General features: G+C 60.0%; 15 protein-coding genes. 10 read left to right on the top strand and 5 right to left on the bottom strand.

The window, feature by feature from the left end; genetic code table 11:
- Positions 1–18: 18 nt before the first annotated feature.
- The 6 genes from OHL18_RS13085 (at position 19) to ribA (ending at position 7092) form a co-directional block, all read left to right on the top strand.
- Positions 19–636 (top strand): NADH-quinone oxidoreductase subunit B, encoded by a 618-nt coding sequence (locus OHL18_RS13085; protein WP_263375292.1) that lies wholly within the window; start codon positions 19–21, stop codon positions 634–636.
- Between the two features lie 280 nt (positions 637–916).
- Complete coding sequence (locus tag OHL18_RS13080) at positions 917–2548, top strand: OmpA family protein (protein WP_263375291.1); 1632 nt, start codon at positions 917–919, stop codon at positions 2546–2548.
- 166 nt (positions 2549–2714) lie between these two features.
- Positions 2715–4721 carry a WD40/YVTN/BNR-like repeat-containing protein gene (locus OHL18_RS13075; protein WP_263375290.1) on the top strand — a complete coding sequence of 669 codons (2007 nt, stop codon included), beginning with the start codon at positions 2715–2717 and terminating at the stop codon, positions 4719–4721.
- Between the two features lie 23 nt (positions 4722–4744).
- Positions 4745–5896, top strand: coding sequence for an aminofutalosine synthase MqnE (gene mqnE, locus OHL18_RS13070; protein ID WP_263375289.1), 1152 nt, complete (start codon positions 4745–4747; stop codon positions 5894–5896).
- Between the two features lie 12 nt (positions 5897–5908).
- A complete protein-coding gene (locus OHL18_RS13065; protein WP_317890503.1) occupies positions 5909–6361 on the top strand; it encodes a GNAT family N-acetyltransferase in 453 nt (150 codons plus the stop codon).
- A gap of 92 nt (positions 6362–6453) precedes the next feature.
- On the top strand, positions 6454–7092 hold the full coding sequence (gene ribA / locus OHL18_RS13060) for a GTP cyclohydrolase II (protein WP_263375288.1): 639 nt from the start codon (positions 6454–6456) through the stop codon (positions 7090–7092).
- Positions 7093–7263: 171 nt separating this feature from the next.
- Here the strand turns inward: ribA and OHL18_RS13055 are convergent, their stop codons facing one another.
- Both OHL18_RS13055 and OHL18_RS13050 read right to left on the bottom strand, forming a co-directional pair.
- Positions 7264–10020, bottom strand: coding sequence for an ABC transporter permease (locus tag OHL18_RS13055; RefSeq protein WP_263375287.1), 2757 nt, complete (start codon positions 10018–10020; stop codon positions 7264–7266).
- A gap of 2 nt (positions 10021–10022) precedes the next feature.
- Complete coding sequence (locus OHL18_RS13050; RefSeq protein ID WP_263375286.1) at positions 10023–10364, bottom strand: PadR family transcriptional regulator; 342 nt, start codon at positions 10362–10364, stop codon at positions 10023–10025.
- Between the two features lie 171 nt (positions 10365–10535).
- Here OHL18_RS13050 and OHL18_RS13045 point away from each other — a divergent pair, with 171 nt between their 5' ends.
- Positions 10536–12275 carry a peptide-N4-asparagine amidase gene (locus tag OHL18_RS13045; RefSeq protein ID WP_263375285.1) on the top strand — a complete coding sequence of 580 codons (1740 nt, stop codon included), beginning with the start codon at positions 10536–10538 and terminating at the stop codon, positions 12273–12275.
- A 182-nt stretch (positions 12276–12457) separates the two neighbouring features.
- On the opposite strand, the gene OHL18_RS13040 is transcribed toward OHL18_RS13045, so the two are convergent.
- From OHL18_RS13040 to OHL18_RS13030, 3 genes are all read right to left on the bottom strand, one after another.
- A complete protein-coding gene (locus tag OHL18_RS13040) occupies positions 12458–13702 on the bottom strand; it encodes a vWA domain-containing protein (RefSeq protein ID WP_263375284.1) in 1245 nt (414 codons plus the stop codon).
- A gap of 289 nt (positions 13703–13991) precedes the next feature.
- Positions 13992–15533, bottom strand: coding sequence for a sigma 54-interacting transcriptional regulator (locus tag OHL18_RS13035; protein ID WP_263375283.1), 1542 nt, complete (start codon positions 15531–15533; stop codon positions 13992–13994).
- 69 nt (positions 15534–15602) lie between these two features.
- A complete protein-coding gene (locus OHL18_RS13030) occupies positions 15603–15911 on the bottom strand; it encodes a tetratricopeptide repeat protein (protein WP_263375282.1) in 309 nt (102 codons plus the stop codon).
- A gap of 68 nt (positions 15912–15979) precedes the next feature.
- Here OHL18_RS13030 and OHL18_RS13025 point away from each other — a divergent pair, with 68 nt between their 5' ends.
- Genes OHL18_RS13025 through OHL18_RS13015 form a run of 3 tightly spaced genes read left to right on the top strand, consistent with a single transcriptional unit; the run spans position 15980 to position 17751 of the window.
- Positions 15980–16504 (top strand): acyl-CoA thioesterase, encoded by a 525-nt coding sequence (locus OHL18_RS13025; protein WP_263375281.1) that lies wholly within the window; start codon positions 15980–15982, stop codon positions 16502–16504.
- Between the two features lie 30 nt (positions 16505–16534).
- Positions 16535–16858 carry a hypothetical protein gene (locus OHL18_RS13020; RefSeq protein WP_263375280.1) on the top strand — a complete coding sequence of 108 codons (324 nt, stop codon included), beginning with the start codon at positions 16535–16537 and terminating at the stop codon, positions 16856–16858.
- A gap of 59 nt (positions 16859–16917) precedes the next feature.
- Positions 16918–17751, top strand: a complete 834-nt coding sequence (locus OHL18_RS13015; RefSeq protein ID WP_263375279.1) for an Mrp/NBP35 family ATP-binding protein — start codon at positions 16918–16920, stop codon at positions 17749–17751.
- Positions 17752–17880: the final 129 nt, after the last annotated feature.

The raw sequence follows: 17880 nt of genomic DNA, 5'->3' as shown, positions 1-17880 counted from the left end.
GGTTTTATACTCAAAAGCATGAGCAACCCAGCAGATCAGATCGCGTCCGGCGGCCCGTCTACCGCAGCCTCTCAGAAGAACGACCGGTACCTTTTCGGCACGTTGGACAGTTTCGGCAAGAACCAGCAGAAGCTGCAGGAGGTGAGCTGGGGATACGACCAACCCGAGGGCATCGTCCTGGCGTCAATGGACGCGGCCATCAACTGGGTTCGCAAGAACTCTATTTGGCCTATGACCTTCGGACTCGCCTGCTGCGCCATTGAGATGATGTCCATGGGCGGCTCGCGTTACGACATCGCGAGGTTCGGCGCGGAAGTCTTCCGTCCTTCGCCCCGGCAAAGCGACCTGATGATCATTGCTGGCCGCGTCTCGCAGAAGATGGCACCGGTCATCCGCCGCCTTTATGAGCAGATGCCCGAGCCCAAGTGGGTGATCTCGATGGGCGCCTGCGCTACATCGGGTGGTGTCTTCAATAATTACGCTCTGCTACAGGGCGTCAACCAGGTAATACCGGTCGATATTTACGTTCCAGGGTGCCCGCCGCGGCCCGAACAGCTGCTCTACGCCATCACTCTATTGCAGGAGAAGATACAGCACGAGAAGGGCACCGTGAAGAAGACTTTGAATCTTGCCTGAGTTGCTGGGGCGCTCATGGCAGGGAATGCTGCTGGATTGCAAGCTTGCTTTACTGAAACAAATTCTGGCTCCCAGGCGTAACGCGATTACTGCAAAGGCACGAGGCGATTTTTCTGGAGGTGTAGTCCGGAGAATCGTTGTTAGAGTACAGATGGTTAACTTGCGGCAGATTCCATCCGAAAGGATGGTTCCCTGCGGTACACTTTATTTTCAATGACATTGCACAGGCTTCAATAAGCAGAGCCTGCAATCTGGTAAGAATTCCGCGGAGGATAGTCGAATGGTTCATCGCTCGTTTCGTAATATCGGTCGGTTCGCACTGGCTGCCTGCGCAGTCAGCATCGGGGCTGTAAGCCTCAATGCACAGACTGCAGCCCCGATGGGGCCCAATCCCTCGCGTGTGGATGTGTTCGCGGGGTATTCGTACTTCGGCACGCACAGCCCGCTCAATCCCTCGGGAGTGCAGTACAGCTCCGATAACTACGGTGCCATCGGCAGCGTTGCCTACTACTTCAACAAGTATGTCGGCGGCGAAGTGGTCTTCGTAGCCCATCCGGACGGCAACAACGACAGCCTCTACACCATCTCGGCCGGTCCGATCTTCCGCGCTCCCTTGCAGAACTTTACCGTCTTCGCTCACGGCCTCGCCGGCGGCGCAGACCTGCTCGGACCGAACGACGATTCAGCGGCTGGCTTCTCGCACAACCCCTACCAGTGGGGCGTTGGCCTGACGGCTGGCGGTGGTATGGACTACGACATTCCGTACTTCAACAACCGCTTCTCGCTGCGTCTCTTTGAGGCTGACTACCGCTACGTTCACGCAGACTTCGGTCCTTACAACGCAGCTCCTACCCCGGGTGTTGGCGGTGGCCGTGCGAACATCAACGCGGTTGACCTGAACACCGGTATTGTGGCTCACTTCGGTCACGTGATTCCTCCTCCGCCCGTCACCTACGCCTGCGCGGTCTCGCCTGCAACGGTATTCCCCGGCGACCCGGTGACGGTCACTGGAACGGCCACCAACATCGCCCCGAAGAAGACGGCCGAGTACAGCTGGTCGGGTGACTCCGGTGTGACGGTCTCCGGCACTTCGAGCACAGGTAACATCGACACCAAGTCGCTCGCGCCCGGAACCTACAACGTCAAGGGTCACGTATCCGAAGGCAAGAAGCCCGGCGAGTTCGCGGATTGCACCGCCAGCTTCACCGTGAAGGCATTCGAGCCGCCGACCATCTCCTGCTCGGCTAGCCCGACCACCCTCGCACCCGGCGACTCCTCGACCATCACCGCCAGTGGCATGAGCCCGCAGAACCGCCCCCTGACCTACAGCTACAGCTCCACGGCTGGTTCGATCAGCGGCAGCAGCTCTACGGCAACCCTGTCGACCTCCGGCGCGGCTCCTGGGACCATCACCGTCACCTGCAACGTCGTAGACGACAAGGGACAGACTGCATCGGCAACCACCTCGGTGTCGGTCTCCGCTCCTGCGCCGCCGCCGGCTCCCACCACCTCAGCTCTCTGCTCGATCAGCTTCGAACGTGACAAGGCCCGCCCGGTCCGTGTCGACAACGAAGCCAAGGCCTGCTTGGATACCATCGCTCTCAGCCTGCAGCGTTCCACCGACGCGAAGGTTGCGATCGTTGGTAACGAAGACGCCAAGGAGATGAAGTCGAAGAAGCTCGACAAGAGTGCTGCTGAGCGTGCCATCAACGCGAAGGCCTACCTTGTCACCGAGAAGGGCATCGACGGATCGCGTGTAACTCTCTACACGGGAACCACCGACTCCAAGACCGCAACCACCACCCTCATCCCTGCTGGAGCGACCTACGACTCGGCCGGCGCTACGCCGGTTGACGAGAGCCTCTTCAAGAAGGTTGAGAAGAAGGTCAAGCACATCGTCCACAAGAAGTAACTTCGTAACGCATCGCGGTACAAAGGCTGACTGGGAACCTCCAGTCAGCCTTTGTGCTGAAGACGGTTCGCTCCACCTTTAACCATGAAAGCTCCAATCCTCGCGGAGCGCACGAACGCTGCACCTGCGGCGTAGATTCCAGCACTTCGAGAATCTAAACTCAAAGATGGGTTCCCAATTGATCCTTCAACGCCTCCGCTTCTCTCTGCTTCTCTGCCTCATTCTTCTTCCCCTCAAGGGCTACGCCATCAACTGGTTCCCCTTCGGCCCTGATGGCGGCGACGCCCGCGCCTTCGGTGCCGATCCCCGAGATCACAATCATCTTTACCTCGGCACGGCGAACGGCTGGATCTACGATACCCACAACGGAGGCCAAAGCTGGCAGCGTCTGGCACGCGTCGGTAAGCGCGATGACCTCGTTCTCGATAGCATCACCGTCGACCCCTCCGACCCAAAGCACATCATCGTGGGAACATGGGTGGTCGGCAGTACGGATGGCGGCCTCTTTGTTAGCTATGACGCTGGCGCAACCTGGGTCACAAATAAGGACATGGACCATCAGTCCATCCTCGCGCTCGCCATCGCCCCCTCCGATCCCAAAATTTTCGTCGCCGGAACCCTCAAAGGCGTCTTCCGCTCCATCGACGGCGGCCAGCACTGGAGCCTCATCAGCCCGCGCGGAAGCACCGAGATTCACGAGGTTGAGTCCATCGCCATCGATCCGACCAACCCTGAGATCATCTACGCTGGAACCTGGCATCTTCCCTGGAAGACCACCGACGCTGGCGCGAACTGGCACAACATCAAGCAGGGAATCATCGAAGACTCGGACGTCTTCTCGATCATCGTCGACCCCAAACAGCCACAGACCGTCTACGCCAGCGCCTGCTCAGGTATCTACAAGAGCGAGAACGGCGGCGAAAAGTTTGCCAAGATTCAAGGCATTCCCTCGACCGCCCGCCGCACCCGCGTGCTGATGCAGGATCCGCAGAACCTCGCTACTGTCTTTGCCGGGACGACCGAAGGCCTCTATCGCACCGACGACGCAGGCAGCTACTGGGTGCAGGCGACTAGCTCCGACAACATCGTCAACGATGTCTACGTCGACCCCACCAACTCCAAACGCGTCATGATGGCGATCGACCGCGGGGGCGTGCTCGCCAGCAATGACGGCGGCCTCAGCTTCGCACCCTCCAATGCAGGCTTCTCCTCGCGTCAAGTTACGGCCATGATCTCCGACATCCATCGCCCCGCCGAAATCTTCATCGGCGTCGTGAATGACAAGGTCTGGGGCGGAGCCTTCTACAGCTCCAATGGTGGCCTCACCTGGCAGCAGCGCGCCGAAGGCCTTGACGGCCACGACGTCCTCAGCCTTGGTGAAGCCGCCAACGGCACCTTTATCGCCGGGACGGAGCGCGGCCTCTACGCCTATGACCCGAAGCAATTCGCCTGGCAGCCTGTCGGCAGCATCGTCACCGGCGCAGCCCTCCCTGCGCCGGCAAAGGAACCTGGGGCACCTCGCAAGCCGGGAAAGCGGGCTGCTCCCGCGCGGCCGGCCACTGCTCCTCGTCCGACTGGTCAGCGCATCGAAGGCGCGGTGCTGGCACTGATGCGAATCGGAGATGAGCTTTGCGCCATCACGCCCGATGGCATTTACGCCACGACAGATCCCGTCAAGGGCTGGCAGCGCATGGCAGGAGTTCAGCCTGAACCGTGGCGCTACCTTGCCAGTGCCCAATCCATCGCCGTCCTCTCGAGCCTCAAGTCCATGGCCATCTCCATCGACTCCGGTCGCACTTGGAAGTCGATCGCGCCTCCCGCTGGCCTGAGCCAGATCGGCTCAATCGCCGTCGACGATACGGGCGAGATCTGGGTCGGCGGTCGCGAAGGTCTCTTCCTCTCCACTGACAACGGAGCGAGCTTCGCCCCCTTCGATCGCATCCACACCAGCGATGTGAACAGTCTCTTCTTCGACAGCCGCGGCTCGCGAATCGTCCTGACCGGTAACGGAGCCTCGACCATCGCATACTCTATCCACCTCCCCGAGAAAACCGTCAAACACTGGGAGACAGGATGGAATATGCGCTTCCTCCGCCCCGTCGGCGAGAACCTCATCGGCGCAACGATGTTCGATGGCATGGTACTTCAGCCCGTCATGGTGCAGTCGAAGTAAGCCAGCGGCGCTAGAATAGAAGTATGGCTTACGCAGGAACGAGATCGCAGGCGAGGCACTCCTTTCAGACCGCCGACAAGGCCCTCTGGCCCATTGCGGAGAAGGTACAGGCAGGCGAACGGCTGAACTTCGACGATGGCGTCGCTCTCTATCGCAGCGGCGACATCCTCGCCGTGGGTTGGCTGGCGAACTCCGTCCGCGAGAAGCTCCACGGCGATCTCGCTTACTTTAACGTCAATCGCCACATCAACCCGACCAATGTCTGCGTCGCCTCCTGCCGCCTCTGCGCCTTTGGCAAGAAGAAGGGTGACGCCGGAACCTACACCATGGCCCTCGAAGAGGCCTGGGAGACAGCCGGCACCGGCCTCACTGAAGCTGTCACCGAGTTCCACATCGTCGGCGGCCTGCATCCCGATCTCCCTTTCGAATACTTCATGGACCTCGTCCGCGGCCTCAAGGTCCGCTTCCCGCAGGTCCACGTGAAGGCCTTCACCATGGTCGAGATCGCCTTCCTCGCCAAGCGCGGCAAGATGACCATCCCCGAAGCTATCCAGCAGATGAAGGACGCCGGCGTCGACTCCATGCCCGGCGGCGGCGCGGAGATCTTCGCCGACCGCGTCCGCCACATCATCTGTGACCACAAGATCGATGGCGGTGAGTGGCTCGAGACTGCCCGCACCGCTCACAAGATGGGCCTCCGCTCGAACGCGACCATGCTCTACGGCCACGTCGAAAACGACGAGGACCGCGTCGACCACATGATCCGCCTTCGCGAAGTACAGGACGACACCGGCGGCTTCCAGACCTTCATTCCACTCGCCTTCCACCCGGACAACACCGTCCTCGGCCACATCCCCCGCACCACCGGCATGCTCGACATCCGCCAGATCGCCGTCGGTCGTCTAATGCTCGACAACTTCAGCCACATCAAGGCTTACTGGCAGATGATGACTCCGCAGATCGCGCAACTCGCCCTGCGTTTTGGCGCAGACGACGTCGACGGTACCGTCATCGAAGAAAGAATCTACCATGACGCCGGTGCCACCACGCCGCAAGGCATGCGCCGCTCCGATCTCATGCGGCTCATCATCGAAGCCGGTCGTGTCCCGTTCGAGCGCGATACCCTCTACCGCGCCGTCACCCGCAGCGAAGACTCCTTCACGATCGCGGTCTAGTCCAGGCCCGCCATTCGGATTCGTGGATACCGTAAAGGCGATGTCGAGGCCATGTATCTCCTCGACATCGCCTGCTTCACTGCGCCTTATCAGTTTTATCGCGAGATGATGCAAGAGGTCGCTGAGGCCACTAACGCCATCGTCGTTGTGATTGATGAAGACGATGCTTTGCTCGGCTTCGTCATCGCCCACATGCAGGGCCAGGGCCGCAACCGCTACGCCTACATCGTCACCATCGACGTTGCCCCATCGTTCCGCCACCAGGGCATCGGAACCAGGCTCCTGCAGCAAGCAGAAGAGCAGGCCGCAGCGTCCGGCCTTCACAGCATCGGCCTCCACGTAGCCGTGGACAACGCCGCCGCCATCGCCTTCTACCAGCGCCAGGGATATGAGCAGATCGGCACCGAAAAGAACTTCTATCGTGAAGCTGCGACCGACGCGTTTGTCTACGTGAAGCCGCTCTAACCAACCCGCCTGCCGTGCCGAAACGGTTGCTGCATCGAACCGGCAGTGCCGGCCATCCAAAGGGTGTGCCTACAGAAACGTATAATCGCAGAATGCCGTTTGAGTCCGTCCGCCAGGTTGCCAACGCCGACTTTCCTACCCGCTGGGGACACTTCCGGATCTACGGTTTCGAAGGCATCATCGATCACCCCGAGAGCTGCAACTCCGAGATCGCCGCGCCGCTGAAGCGTGTTGAATCCGCCGTCGCTCTCGTCATGGGCGATGTCTTCTCCGAGCCACCGATCGTCCGCATCCACTCCCAGTGCCTCACCGGAGACGTCTTCCACTCCCTGCGCTGCGACTGCCGCCAGCAGCTAGAGCTTGCCCTCGCCACTATCGCCGACAAAGGCGCAGGCATCCTCCTCTACGAACAGCAGGAAGGGCGGGGAATCGGCCTCATGGCCAAACTTCGCGCCTACGAGCTCCAGGACCACGGCCGCGACACCATCGAGGCCAACCTCGAGCTCGGCTTCAAGGCCGACTGCCGCCACTTCGAACTTCCTGCCGAGATGCTCAAACTCCTAGGCGTAAAAGCCGTTCGCCTGATGACCAACAATCCCGAAAAGGTCGAAGCCCTGGTCGAAGCGGGGATAGAGGTCGTTGAACGCATCACCGCTGACGTCCCCAGCGAACCCACCTTCGAGAAGTACCTCCAGGTCAAGCGCGAAAAGATGGGCCACCTGGTCGGCTAGCCCTAGCATCACGCGGCAATCAACCCTCTCCTAAACTCCGTCATCCTGAGCGCAGCTTGGCGCGAACTTGCGCCAGCCTGAGTCGAAAGACCCCGAGGACGCTGATCCTTCCCATGCTCTCGGAACCTTTTGCCTCGGTGTTGAAGCCGCTTCAGCAACCATCCTCGGCTATCACTCGTGCCGCAATGCCACGATCGGATCGATCCGCGAAGCTCTCCGCGCAGGCCCATATCCAGCCGCAATCGCCACGACAAACAAGACAACCCCCGCGCCGATCATCGTCTCTGAGTCCATCGCCTTCAAGCCATACAGCATCGTAGTCACAAACCGCGTCAGCCCAAACGCCCCCGCCACACCCAGCGCGATCCCTACCGCCGCCATCCAGACGCTCTCGCGCAGAATCATGCGCAGCACCATTCCAGCGCGCGCTCCGAGCGCCATCCGCACGCCAATCTCGTTCGTCCGCCGCGCCACGCTGTAGGCCATGATGCCGTAGATGCCGATACAAGCCAATGTGAGGGCAAGCACACCGAATGAACCCGTGAGGGTCGCGAAGAGACGCTCCTGCATGAAGGTGGCGTCAATCTGCTCCTGCTGCGTGCGAATATCCCGAAGCGGCAGATCTTTATCGATGCCGCGGAGGGTCTCACGCAGGCGAGGCAGTATGTCGGCAATGGGAGCGCTGGTCTTGACTGCGTAGTTCAGAACGGAGTCGTCTTTGGATTGGTTGTAGAGCCTGTAGAAGGTGGGTTGAACTTCGTTGCGAAGAGAGTCGTACTTTGCATCGGTTGAGACGCCGATGATCTGGTACGTCCGGTCGTCACTCTTGAACGTCTTGCCGACAGGATCTTCTGATTCGTAGATGCGTTTCACGAGCGCCTCGTTGACGATAGCAACCGGGAAAGAGGTTGCAGTATCGCTGGAGAGGAAGGAGCGACCGAGGCGAATAGGAATGCGATAGGTATTGAAGAAATCGCGCCCCACTTGGTTTACGTCTACGCTCACGCTCTTTTGTCCGCTGGGCTTTTGACCGACGGGATTGAAGCTGGTGTCGGAGATGGCGCCAGCGACGAGGGGTTCCTCGGTGAGAGTGACGGAGCGGACACCGGGGATTGCGGCAATGCGCGATTCGATCTCTGCGTGGAGTGCGATGTCCTTGGGCGCGGGATAGCGGGATTGGGGTGCCTGGATGGAGAAGAGAAGGATGTTGCTTGGGTCGAAGCCAAGTGGGGTGTGGCTGAGGTTTGACAGGGTGCGGGTGAAGAGGCCGGCACCAACGACAAGTAGCATGGAAAGCGAGATCTGGAAGGCCACGAGGCCTCGACCGGCGAAGCCTTCACGGCGGCGTGTGGCAGAGTTGGAAGACTTCTTAAGGCTGGTGTTGACCTCTATGCGTGTGGCCTGCCATGCGGGGGCAAAGCCGAAGAGAACGGCGGTGAGTATGGAGATCGCTGCGGAAAAAGCGAAGATGCGGGCGTCGAAGCGCGAACTGAAATGGTTCGGTTGCCATGAGGCCGAAAGAAGGTGCGGGATGATGTCGCGGCCTGCATAGCCGATGGCGAAGCCGGCAACGCCACCAAGGGATGAGAGCAGCAGGCTCTCTGTAAGGACCTGCCGCATGATGCGGAGACGCGTGGCTCCCATAGCCATGCGGACGGCTAGTTCTCGCTGACGCGATGCGGAGCGCGCGAGCAGAAGATTTGCAAGATTGATACAAGCGAGCAAAAGGACGAGGCCGCTGAGGGCGGTCAGAACGTAGACAGGTTTGGCGTAGGTGCTTCTTACATCGGCTTCTCCCTGGCTACCATCCGGGAACGCGAGGGTCGGCATAACGTCGTCCTTAGCAACCTTCATGGTCGCGCGAATGTCTTGCTGCAACCAGACGTTGAGAGCCGCTTTCGCTTGCGCATCCGAGACACCAGGTTTGGTGCGAGCCATAATGTCGACCCACCAGAGTCCTTTGTTGGCGAGAAGTGAGCCACGATCCCAGGGGATTAGGATGGGCTGCATTGAGAGCGGAAAGAAAACGTCCGGCGAGTGCTGAACGCTGGCTGCTCCAGTGAAGCTTGGCGGATTGACGCCGATGACAGTGACCGGGATGAGGTTCAGCTCGATGACTTTGCCGATTACATTGGCCGAACGGCCGAACATGCGACTCCACAGGGCATCGCTGATCATTGCGACCGCGCCAGCGCCCGGAGTAGCGTCGTCGGACGGTTGGATGGTCCGGCCAAGCTGGGCGTGGACGTCGAGTTGTTCGTACAGATTTCCGGAGACGAGTTGGCCTGTGACGACATCTGAGTGCCCGTCCACGGTTGCCGTCAGGCGGCTATATTCGCCGAGATCTTTGAATGCGAAGAGTTCCTCGACGACAGGATTGGCGTGGTTCTGATCGCGAAGAAGTTGATAGATGGGGTAGCTGAAGTTGGGCGAGATGATGCCGCCATCGTCGGTGGCATCGTTGCTGCCCCAGCGACTATGGATGGGGCTGTTGCCCGATCTGCTTGTGATGTAGGAGAAGAGGCGGAGCTCCTGCGGTCTGGCAACGGCGAGGCGGTCGAGGAGGACGCTCTTGGTCAGGGAGAAGATGACGGTGTTGGCTCCTATGCCGAGGGCAAGTGAGCCGACTGCGACGAGGACGAAGCCTGGACTTCGGCGCAACATGCGAGCCGCATAGACGATGTCTCCACGCAGTTCATCAACCCACCTCAAACCGAGCGCCCGCCGCATTCCGTCCGTATGTGTCGCGACCGGCCCGAACTCCATCTTCGCCTGTCGCAGCGCCTGCGAAGGCGTGAGACCTGTGGCCTCAAGATCAGCGGCGCGACTCTCCACGTGGAACCGGACTTCGAACTGCATCTCGCTCTCAAGAGTGGAGCGGTGAACCAACGATCTTGCAAACGAACGCAACCGCGCAGACAGGCTCATGGCTATATCTCCTCGCTCGTGGTCTTTAGGATCGTTGCCATCACCGCTGCCATACGATTCCAGCGGTCTTCTTCGGTACGCAACTGCTTTTCGCCTGTCGCGGTAAGCGAGTAGAACTTTGCCTTGCGATTGTTCTCCGACTCGCCCCACGCACTCGCGATCCACCCCTGGTGCTCCAGCCGGTAGAGCGCGGGATACAGCGATCCCTGTTGAATCTCCAGTTGCTGGCCAGATATCTGCTGAATCCGCAGCAACACGCCGTATCCGTGCAGCGGCCCGAGCGACACCGCCTTCAGGATCAGCAGATCCAAAGTTCCTTGCAGCAGATCAACCTGTTTGCCCACGCGTCTCTCCTTGATCGTCTAGGAGAGAAAGTATCAACGCTCTCCTAGTCTGTCAAGGAGAGCGCTGCACGATCTTTGCCGCCTCATCGAAGCTTGAACGTTTGCTCTCCACAAATCTGCAACTTTTGTGTTAGTTTGAGCAGCATCCTGCTAGGCCTGAAAGGATCTCCTGTGCGTTTCCCGAAAACTCCCAATCCCTCCTTGCGCCGTCCCCGTCTTATCGCTGGAACAACCCTTCTTCCGCTCCTCTTTGCCGCGTCGCTTGGCGCGCAGGTGGTCATTCCGCCATCTACCCCTCAGGTTGGATCGTCGAACCCGGTCAGCGCGGAGCCCCTCGTCAGCCGCCCCGAGACCAAGCCCTGCGTCGTCCCTCTGCTCAAGGAACAGCAGTTCGAAGGCTTCACCCCGGTCGTCATGAGCTACGCTCCCCCGGCCAAGTGCGCCGGTCCCTGGGCGAAGGTCGTCTTTACCGCCGACTTCACCGTCACCGCCGGCCGCCAGTTCGACCGCACCGCCGCCTTCTACCTCGGACACGCCAGCATCTACTACGGCACCACCGCCGAGCCCCGCAGCGCGCTCAGCCCCTCCTGGCACGTCGAGCGCGACGTCACCGATCTCTCCGCCATCCTCAAGGCGGCCCAGACCGGCGAGGCCAACATCGGCAACGAGGTCGACTCCACCTACACCGGCATCATCTATGCGAACGCCGCGCTCGAGTTCTACCCCGCCTCCTGGAAGTCGCCCGCGCCCGTCGTTCCTGATGTCGTCGTGCCCGTGAACGGCACCGGCGGTGATGCCGGCACCGTCAACTCCGGCCAGCAGATCACTCAGGTCCTCAACCTGCCCGCCAACACTGAAAAGGTCTTCCTGGACGTCATCTCCCAGAGCCAGTCCAACGACGAGTTCTGGTACCTCTGCGTCCCCAACGACCAGACCGGCAACCTCGAAAGCTGCGGCAGCACCGCCTTCCGCGAGACCGAGATCACCATCGACGGCAATCCCGCCGGCGTCGCTCCGGTCTATCCGTGGATCTACACCGGCGGCATCGATCCCTACCTGTGGGAGCCCATCACCGGCGTCCAGACCCTCAACTTCAAGCCCTATCGCGTCGACCTGACACCCTTCGCGGGCATCCTCGCCGACGGCGAGCCCCACACGGTTGGCATCGGCGTCTACAACGCGGACAGCTACTTTCTCGTCACCGGCAACGTGCTCGCCTACACGGACAAGGGCCGCAAGCACACCTCCGGCGGCCTCATCAGCAACACGCTCACGCTGAACCCCACGCCCGTCGTCACCGAGAACCTCGTCACCGACGCCAACGGCACCACCACCGGAACCGTTGCGGTTGGATCAAAGCGCAAGTTCGAGATCAAGGGCTACGTCGACACCTCGCACGGACGAGTTGAAACCACGGTCGAGCAGGCGGTCGACTTCCTCAACACCCAGACCGTCGATGTAAACCCGAACATCGGCCCAGACGATCAGGATGTTGTACAGACCACCACGGTCGACTCTGTGACCACAACCCGCAGCGGTTACCTCACGGAGCAGACCACCAAGCACTTCTCCTATCCGCTGAATCTGAACTATGTCTTCGTCTATAACCCCGACGGAAGCTATACCCAGACGGTCACCTCTAGCCAGAAGGACATTGTCCGCGAATCGAAGGCGATCAACGGCTTCGAGTTCTTCAAGAAGAAGTCGGACGAAGAAGTGAACTCGACGGACGTTCTGCAGTTCAGCTCGTCATTCAGCTTGACTGCGGCGGGTGTCGGCAACTCATCGGCCAGCTACACCAGCAAGGACAGCGATGGCGCTTGCTACAGCCGTTCGCTGACTGCTGCAAACCAGAAGCTGACTTCAGTCACCGATGGCAAGGCCTGCAAGGACCATGACGATAAGTGGTAGTCCCCTGTCCCAAACGAAGAGGCCCGGCGAATCTCGCCGGGCCTCTTCATTTTCGGAACTTGTCGAAATCTGCGGTCCTGCTTAAGGGCACGGCTTCAGCCGTGCCGTAAGTGCCTCATCTACTATGCGGCTTTAGCCGCTGAGGCACGGTTTTCGTTCTATTCGAGCTCTTTCACAAGGTCCTAGTGAACGGTCTTCATCCGCCGCGACATGAAGTCCATCAACAGATAACTTCCCAGTTTCTCCGGGCTGGTGAAGTAAGCCTTGCCTCGGCACATCGCGCTCACCTTCTGCACAAACTGCACCAGTGCATAGTCCTGCGCCAGCATGAACGTGTTGATCATGATGTTCGATCGCTTGCACCGAGACACTTCTTCAAGTGTCTCCGCGATCACCAGCGGATCGAGGCCAAACGCATTCTTGTAGATGCGCCCATCGGGCAGCGTCAGCGCCGAAGGTTTGCCGTCCGTGATCATCACGATCTGCTTCATGTCCTTGTTCTGCTTCGCGAGGATGCGCTGTGCCAGCCGCAGTCCATCACGCGTATTCGTATAGTGCGGCCCCACTTTCACCCGCGATAGCTGCGAGATCGGCACCTCTTCCGCATAGTCATGGAAGAGCACAAGGTTCAGCGTATCGCCAGGGAACTGCGTGCGAATCAAATGCGACAGCGCCATCGCAACCCGCTTCGCCGGAGTAAACCTGTCTTCGCCATACAGAATCATCGAGTGCGAACAATCCAGCAGCACCACCGTTGCGCACGACGACTGATAGTCCGACTGATGCACATGAATGTCCGAGTACTCAATCATCAGCGGGCTGCGCTCTTCGCCATCAATCGCCGTCGCCAGCCCCTCACGCGCAAACACACTCGATAGTGTCGCCGTGATGTCGAGGTTCAGCGTGTCGCCAAACTCATACAGCTTGCTGCTCCCATTCGTCTCCACGCCGGAAGCCTCATGCCGCGTGTCATGTCGCCCCAGGTTCGACCGTCCCAGCGGCCCCAGCAACTCGCGCAGAGCCTTGTAGCCGAGGAAGTCCATGCCCTTATCGGTCACCTCGAACTTCGCATTGGCCTCGCCTTCACCGTTCTCGCCCTGCCCTTGCTGAGGCTGCTCGGCGTTGATGAAGTTCTGCTCCTGCATCTTCTGGATGATCTGGTCGATCAGCTCTTCGACTTGGCTAGCGTCAAGCTGATCGAACTTCTCCTGCGAATCCTCATCGAACAGCTCGCCAGACTCAAGTGCCTGCCGAATGGCCTCGCGTAGGTTCTCCATGGTCTGCTCGCCGTCGAAGTCCTGATAAGGCGAGAACGGGTCCTGAAATCCCGAGTCCAGAAGGAATTCGGAGAGCGCCTGCATAAGGTCTTCAAGACCGAAGGAGGAAGATAGATCGCCGGTGAACTTGGTGTATCGTGTGCGTTTCATAGCAGCCCGTCCCCTATGCCAATACAGTCCCTGGAAACCTAAAGGTCATCTCGGTTGATGCAATTCCTACCGGTTGCTGCGTACCAAAGAAGTCGATAAGCAAGGTACACTGCACCAGTCCCGGTTGATGACTCCCAAAGCATCGTTCGCCCAAACCTCATGAAGGGATAGCCATTCACAAGGGAGTAGATAACGAAAGCGATATACGCAAGAAGCGGAATTGCGCAGACGGCATGGATACCCCGCGCGAGATGATCTTCCCTATCCCACATGGATATTGGCCGCTCCCCTAGTTGAACCCTCTACGCGTCCGGTTCTTATAGTCGTCCCGCTCGATCTCACGCTCGCGCATCTTCTCCGCGTAGTTCGCCGCATCGTTGTTCCGTTGCTTCTTCTCTGCGGCCGTGAACGTCCGCTCCTCGCTGCGGCTGATACGCTTGTGCGCATACATTCCTTCCAGCAGAAACTCCGCCGCACTCACCGCAATCTCCGGCTTCGACTTCGAATTGATCTGCAGTGGCGACAACTTCTCGAAGAGCCCCTGAATCTGCTTCAACTCGTCCTGCGAGGTGACGGAAGAGAACTCGTCCGTCAACGCGACCGTCCCTCCCAGGTTGAACCACTGCTCAATCTGCTGTGTGTTCGTCCCGGTGAAGTACTCATCGAAGATAGTAGCGACAGCACCGCGAATGATCTCGCGAATGACGACATCCGCCCCGCGCATCTCGCCCTCATACTCCAGCTCGATCTTGCCCGAGATGCCCGGCAGCGCCGCGTAGATATCGCCGATCCGAGGCACGGCAACGCTCTCACCATGAATCAGGGCCCGCCGTTCCGCATTCGAAACCACCAGCTCCATCGTCGAGATCGGCAGCCGCTGCGACACGCCTGACCGCTTATCGACCTTCTTGTCTTCACGCGCGGAGAAGGCAATCTGCTCCACCACCTGCCGGATGTACGTCGGAATCTCGACCTTCAACTCGCCGCCACGCTTCGTCCACGCCTCCTGCTGCGTGATCGCGATGCCTTCGTTGATGCTATCCGGATAGTGCGTGCGAATCTCCGACCCAATGCGGTCTTTCAGCGGAGTCACAATCTTGCCGCGCGCCGTGTAGTCCTCCGGGTTGGCCGAGAAGACGATCGCGACATCCAGCGCCAGCCGCACAGGGTAGCCCTTAATCTGCACGTCGCCTTCCTGCATGATGTTGAAGAGCGCCACCTGGATCTTGCCCGCAAGGTCTGGCACCTCGTTGATGCAGAAGATGCCGCGGTTCGCCCGCGGCAGCAGCCCATAGTGCATCGTCAGCTCGGAGCCAAGGTCCTGATTCGACCGCGCCGCCTTGATCGGATCGATGTCGCCGACAAGATCGGCCACTGTCACGTCCGGCGTCGCCAGCTTCTCCACGTAGCGATCGTTCGGCGTCATCCACGCGATCGGCGTCTCATCGCCCATCTTCGCAATCAGGTCTTTCGAGAACTTCGATAGCGGAGCATACGGATTGTCGCGCAGCTCCGACCCCGCAACATACGGGCTCTGCGCATCGAGCAGCGTCGTCAGCGAGCGCAAAATGCGCGACTTAGCCTGCCCGCGCAGCCCCAGCAGGATGAAGTTGTGCTTCGACAGCACCGCGTTCACAATCTGCGGTACCACCGTATCTTCGTACCCAACGATGCCGGGAAACAGGGGCACCGCACTCTCAGCGCCCGCACGCGCTCGAAGCCGGGCGATCAGGTTGTCGCGAAGCTCATCCTTTACAGAGCGTGCAAGACGGGCCGGGGTGTATTCACTGGCGCGAAGAGCGCCTAAGGTCGAGGGTAGGGAAGTCGCCATGTCTAAGTATAGATGTCGACAACGGCGGAGAGATGCACCCAGCTCGCCTGTGTGCGTGAGGTGGAGAAATCAGGCGAGTTCGTCCAGCAGCCCCTGCATCTCGCTCGCGGCATGAGCATTCCCCGTCCGTGCCGCGGCAGCAAGCCCCTGCTGCAGCAGCGTCACCGCCTCTTCCGACCGGTTCATCTTCACCAGCGTCTGCGCCGACATCTGGTACGCCGGCACGTAGTCCGGGTTGTGCTCAATCGTCCGGGCAAACTCCGCCAGTGCCGCATCAGGCTCCGACTGGCTCAGATGCTCCATCGCCAGGCCGTAGCGGGCAAAGGAATTGGCGGGGTCGGCGGCAAGAATTTCAGCGAAGGCGGCGAGTCTATCCATAGTCAAGTTGAATTCTAGCGTGCCTACTGCGGAAAGGTTGCGAAGGCGGCGAAGTATGATGGAGAGGAATGCCTGAGCCAACCCAGACAGCCCGCACCGTCGCCGAGTCCCAATCCGAGCGCAGTGAGATCGTCTTCCCGAACGACTCGAACGGAATCGGCAACCTCTTTGGCGGTCGCCTCATGCAGTACATCGACCTCGTCGCCGCCATGGCCGCCTCGCGCCACGCCCGCGCCATCTGCATCACCGCCAGCATGGACCACCTCGACTTCGTCGCTCCCGTCAAGATCGGCGAACTGCTCATCCTCAAGGCAAGTGTCAACCGCGCCTACCGGACCTCGATGGAGGTGGGAGTCCGCGTCATGGTCGAAGACGTTCGCCAGCAGAAGCTCCGCCACGTCTCCTCCGCCTACTTGACGTTCGTAGCCGTCGACCAGGCAGGCAACAAGCTCGAAGTCCCGCAGATCATCCCCGAGACCGAACACCAGAAGCGCCGCTACGAAGATGCCGGTCGACGCCGCGAGATGCGCTCAGGTGAGGTGGCCAGGAAGAAAGAGATGAGAGAGAAGACAGCACCAGGCTGGCAGGTATAGGAGTTAGAAAATGCTTATCAGGAGATCGCGATGCTGAGTATCGAGCAACGGAGTTACCTCGATATGGGAGAGGCGGTAGAAGCGGCATTCATGGTCTTGGTCGCGAGTGATCTCCCCATTCGCGAGCGGCTTGTCTCATCGTCCTCTCTCATGTGCAACATCCGAGAGCAGCCGGCATTCGGCGCGTTATCGACGGAGTTGCAGCAGCGTTTTATGTCGCTTGGCGTCCGGTTCACGCGCTACGGCGACTATGAGGCGACGATCAAAGAGTACACGGACGACGAGATTAACAGTGCAGCCAGATCCATCGTGAACTTTCGCGATGATTTCTGGAAAGCCGGGCTACCCCGATAGGGCAGCTTTCTGCACGCCACACGAGGGCGCAAACTAGAATCAGGCCTTGAAGGAGTTTTATGGGACACATGGGAGCACCGCAGCAGGCACCGCAACCTCTTCCCGGCGTAGCGCATGTCATTGCCGTCGGCAGCGGTAAGGGTGGAGTCGGCAAGACCACGGTAGCAGTCAACCTAGCCGTAGCCCTAAGCAAGCTCGGCTACAAGGTCGGCCTCATCGACGCCGACATCTACGGCCCCAACGTCCCCATGATGCTCGGCGTCACCCGCCAGCCCAACATCGTTGGCGAGAACATGATCGAGCCCATCGTCTCGCACGGCGTCAAGTTCATCTCCGTCGGCCTCATCTCCCCCGGCGACAAGCCGATGGTCATGCGCGGCCCCATGCTTCACCAGATCATCCGCCAGTTCCTGCAGCAGGTGCAGTGGGGCACCCTCGACTTCCTCATCGTCGACCTACCCCCCGGCACCGGCGATGTCGTCATCTCCCTCGTCCAGACCGTCCCGTTGACCGGTGCAGTCGTTGTCTCGACACCCAGCGACGTCAGCCTCCAGGACGCCCGCAAGGCCCTCGAGATGTTCCACCAGGTCAAGGTTGAAGTCATTGGCATCGTCGAAAACATGAGCCACTTCACCTGCCCGCACTGCCAGCAGGTCATCGACATCTTCTCCTCCGGCGGAGCCGAGCGCACAGCGGCCCAGTTCGGCCTAGAATTCCTCGGCTCGCTGGAGCTTGATCCCTCCATCCGCAAAGGTGGAGATTCGGGAATGCCGGTGGCTGTAGCTGGTCCTGATTCGGAGATTGCAAAGGATTTCTATGCGATTGCCCGGAAAGTGGCGAGCGCGGCGGTAGAGATCGCCAGCCGAACGGATGACGTCCTCGAAATAACCTAAAGACCAGGGTGTAAGGGGATGGGGTGTAGCAAGCGGCCTCCTACACCCTGAACCCTATCCCCTAAACCTTTGCTTCACCCCGCCTCTTGACACTTGGCGTATTCTTAAATGTGAGTGGGACGCCGTGCG

Source organism: Granulicella aggregans (assembly GCF_025685565.1).
In the GTDB taxonomy this organism is placed as follows: Bacteria; Acidobacteriota; Terriglobia; order Terriglobales; family Acidobacteriaceae; genus Edaphobacter; species Edaphobacter aggregans_B.
Note: the sequence above shows the minus strand (reverse complement) of the source record. Positions and strands in the feature narration are given on the sequence as shown.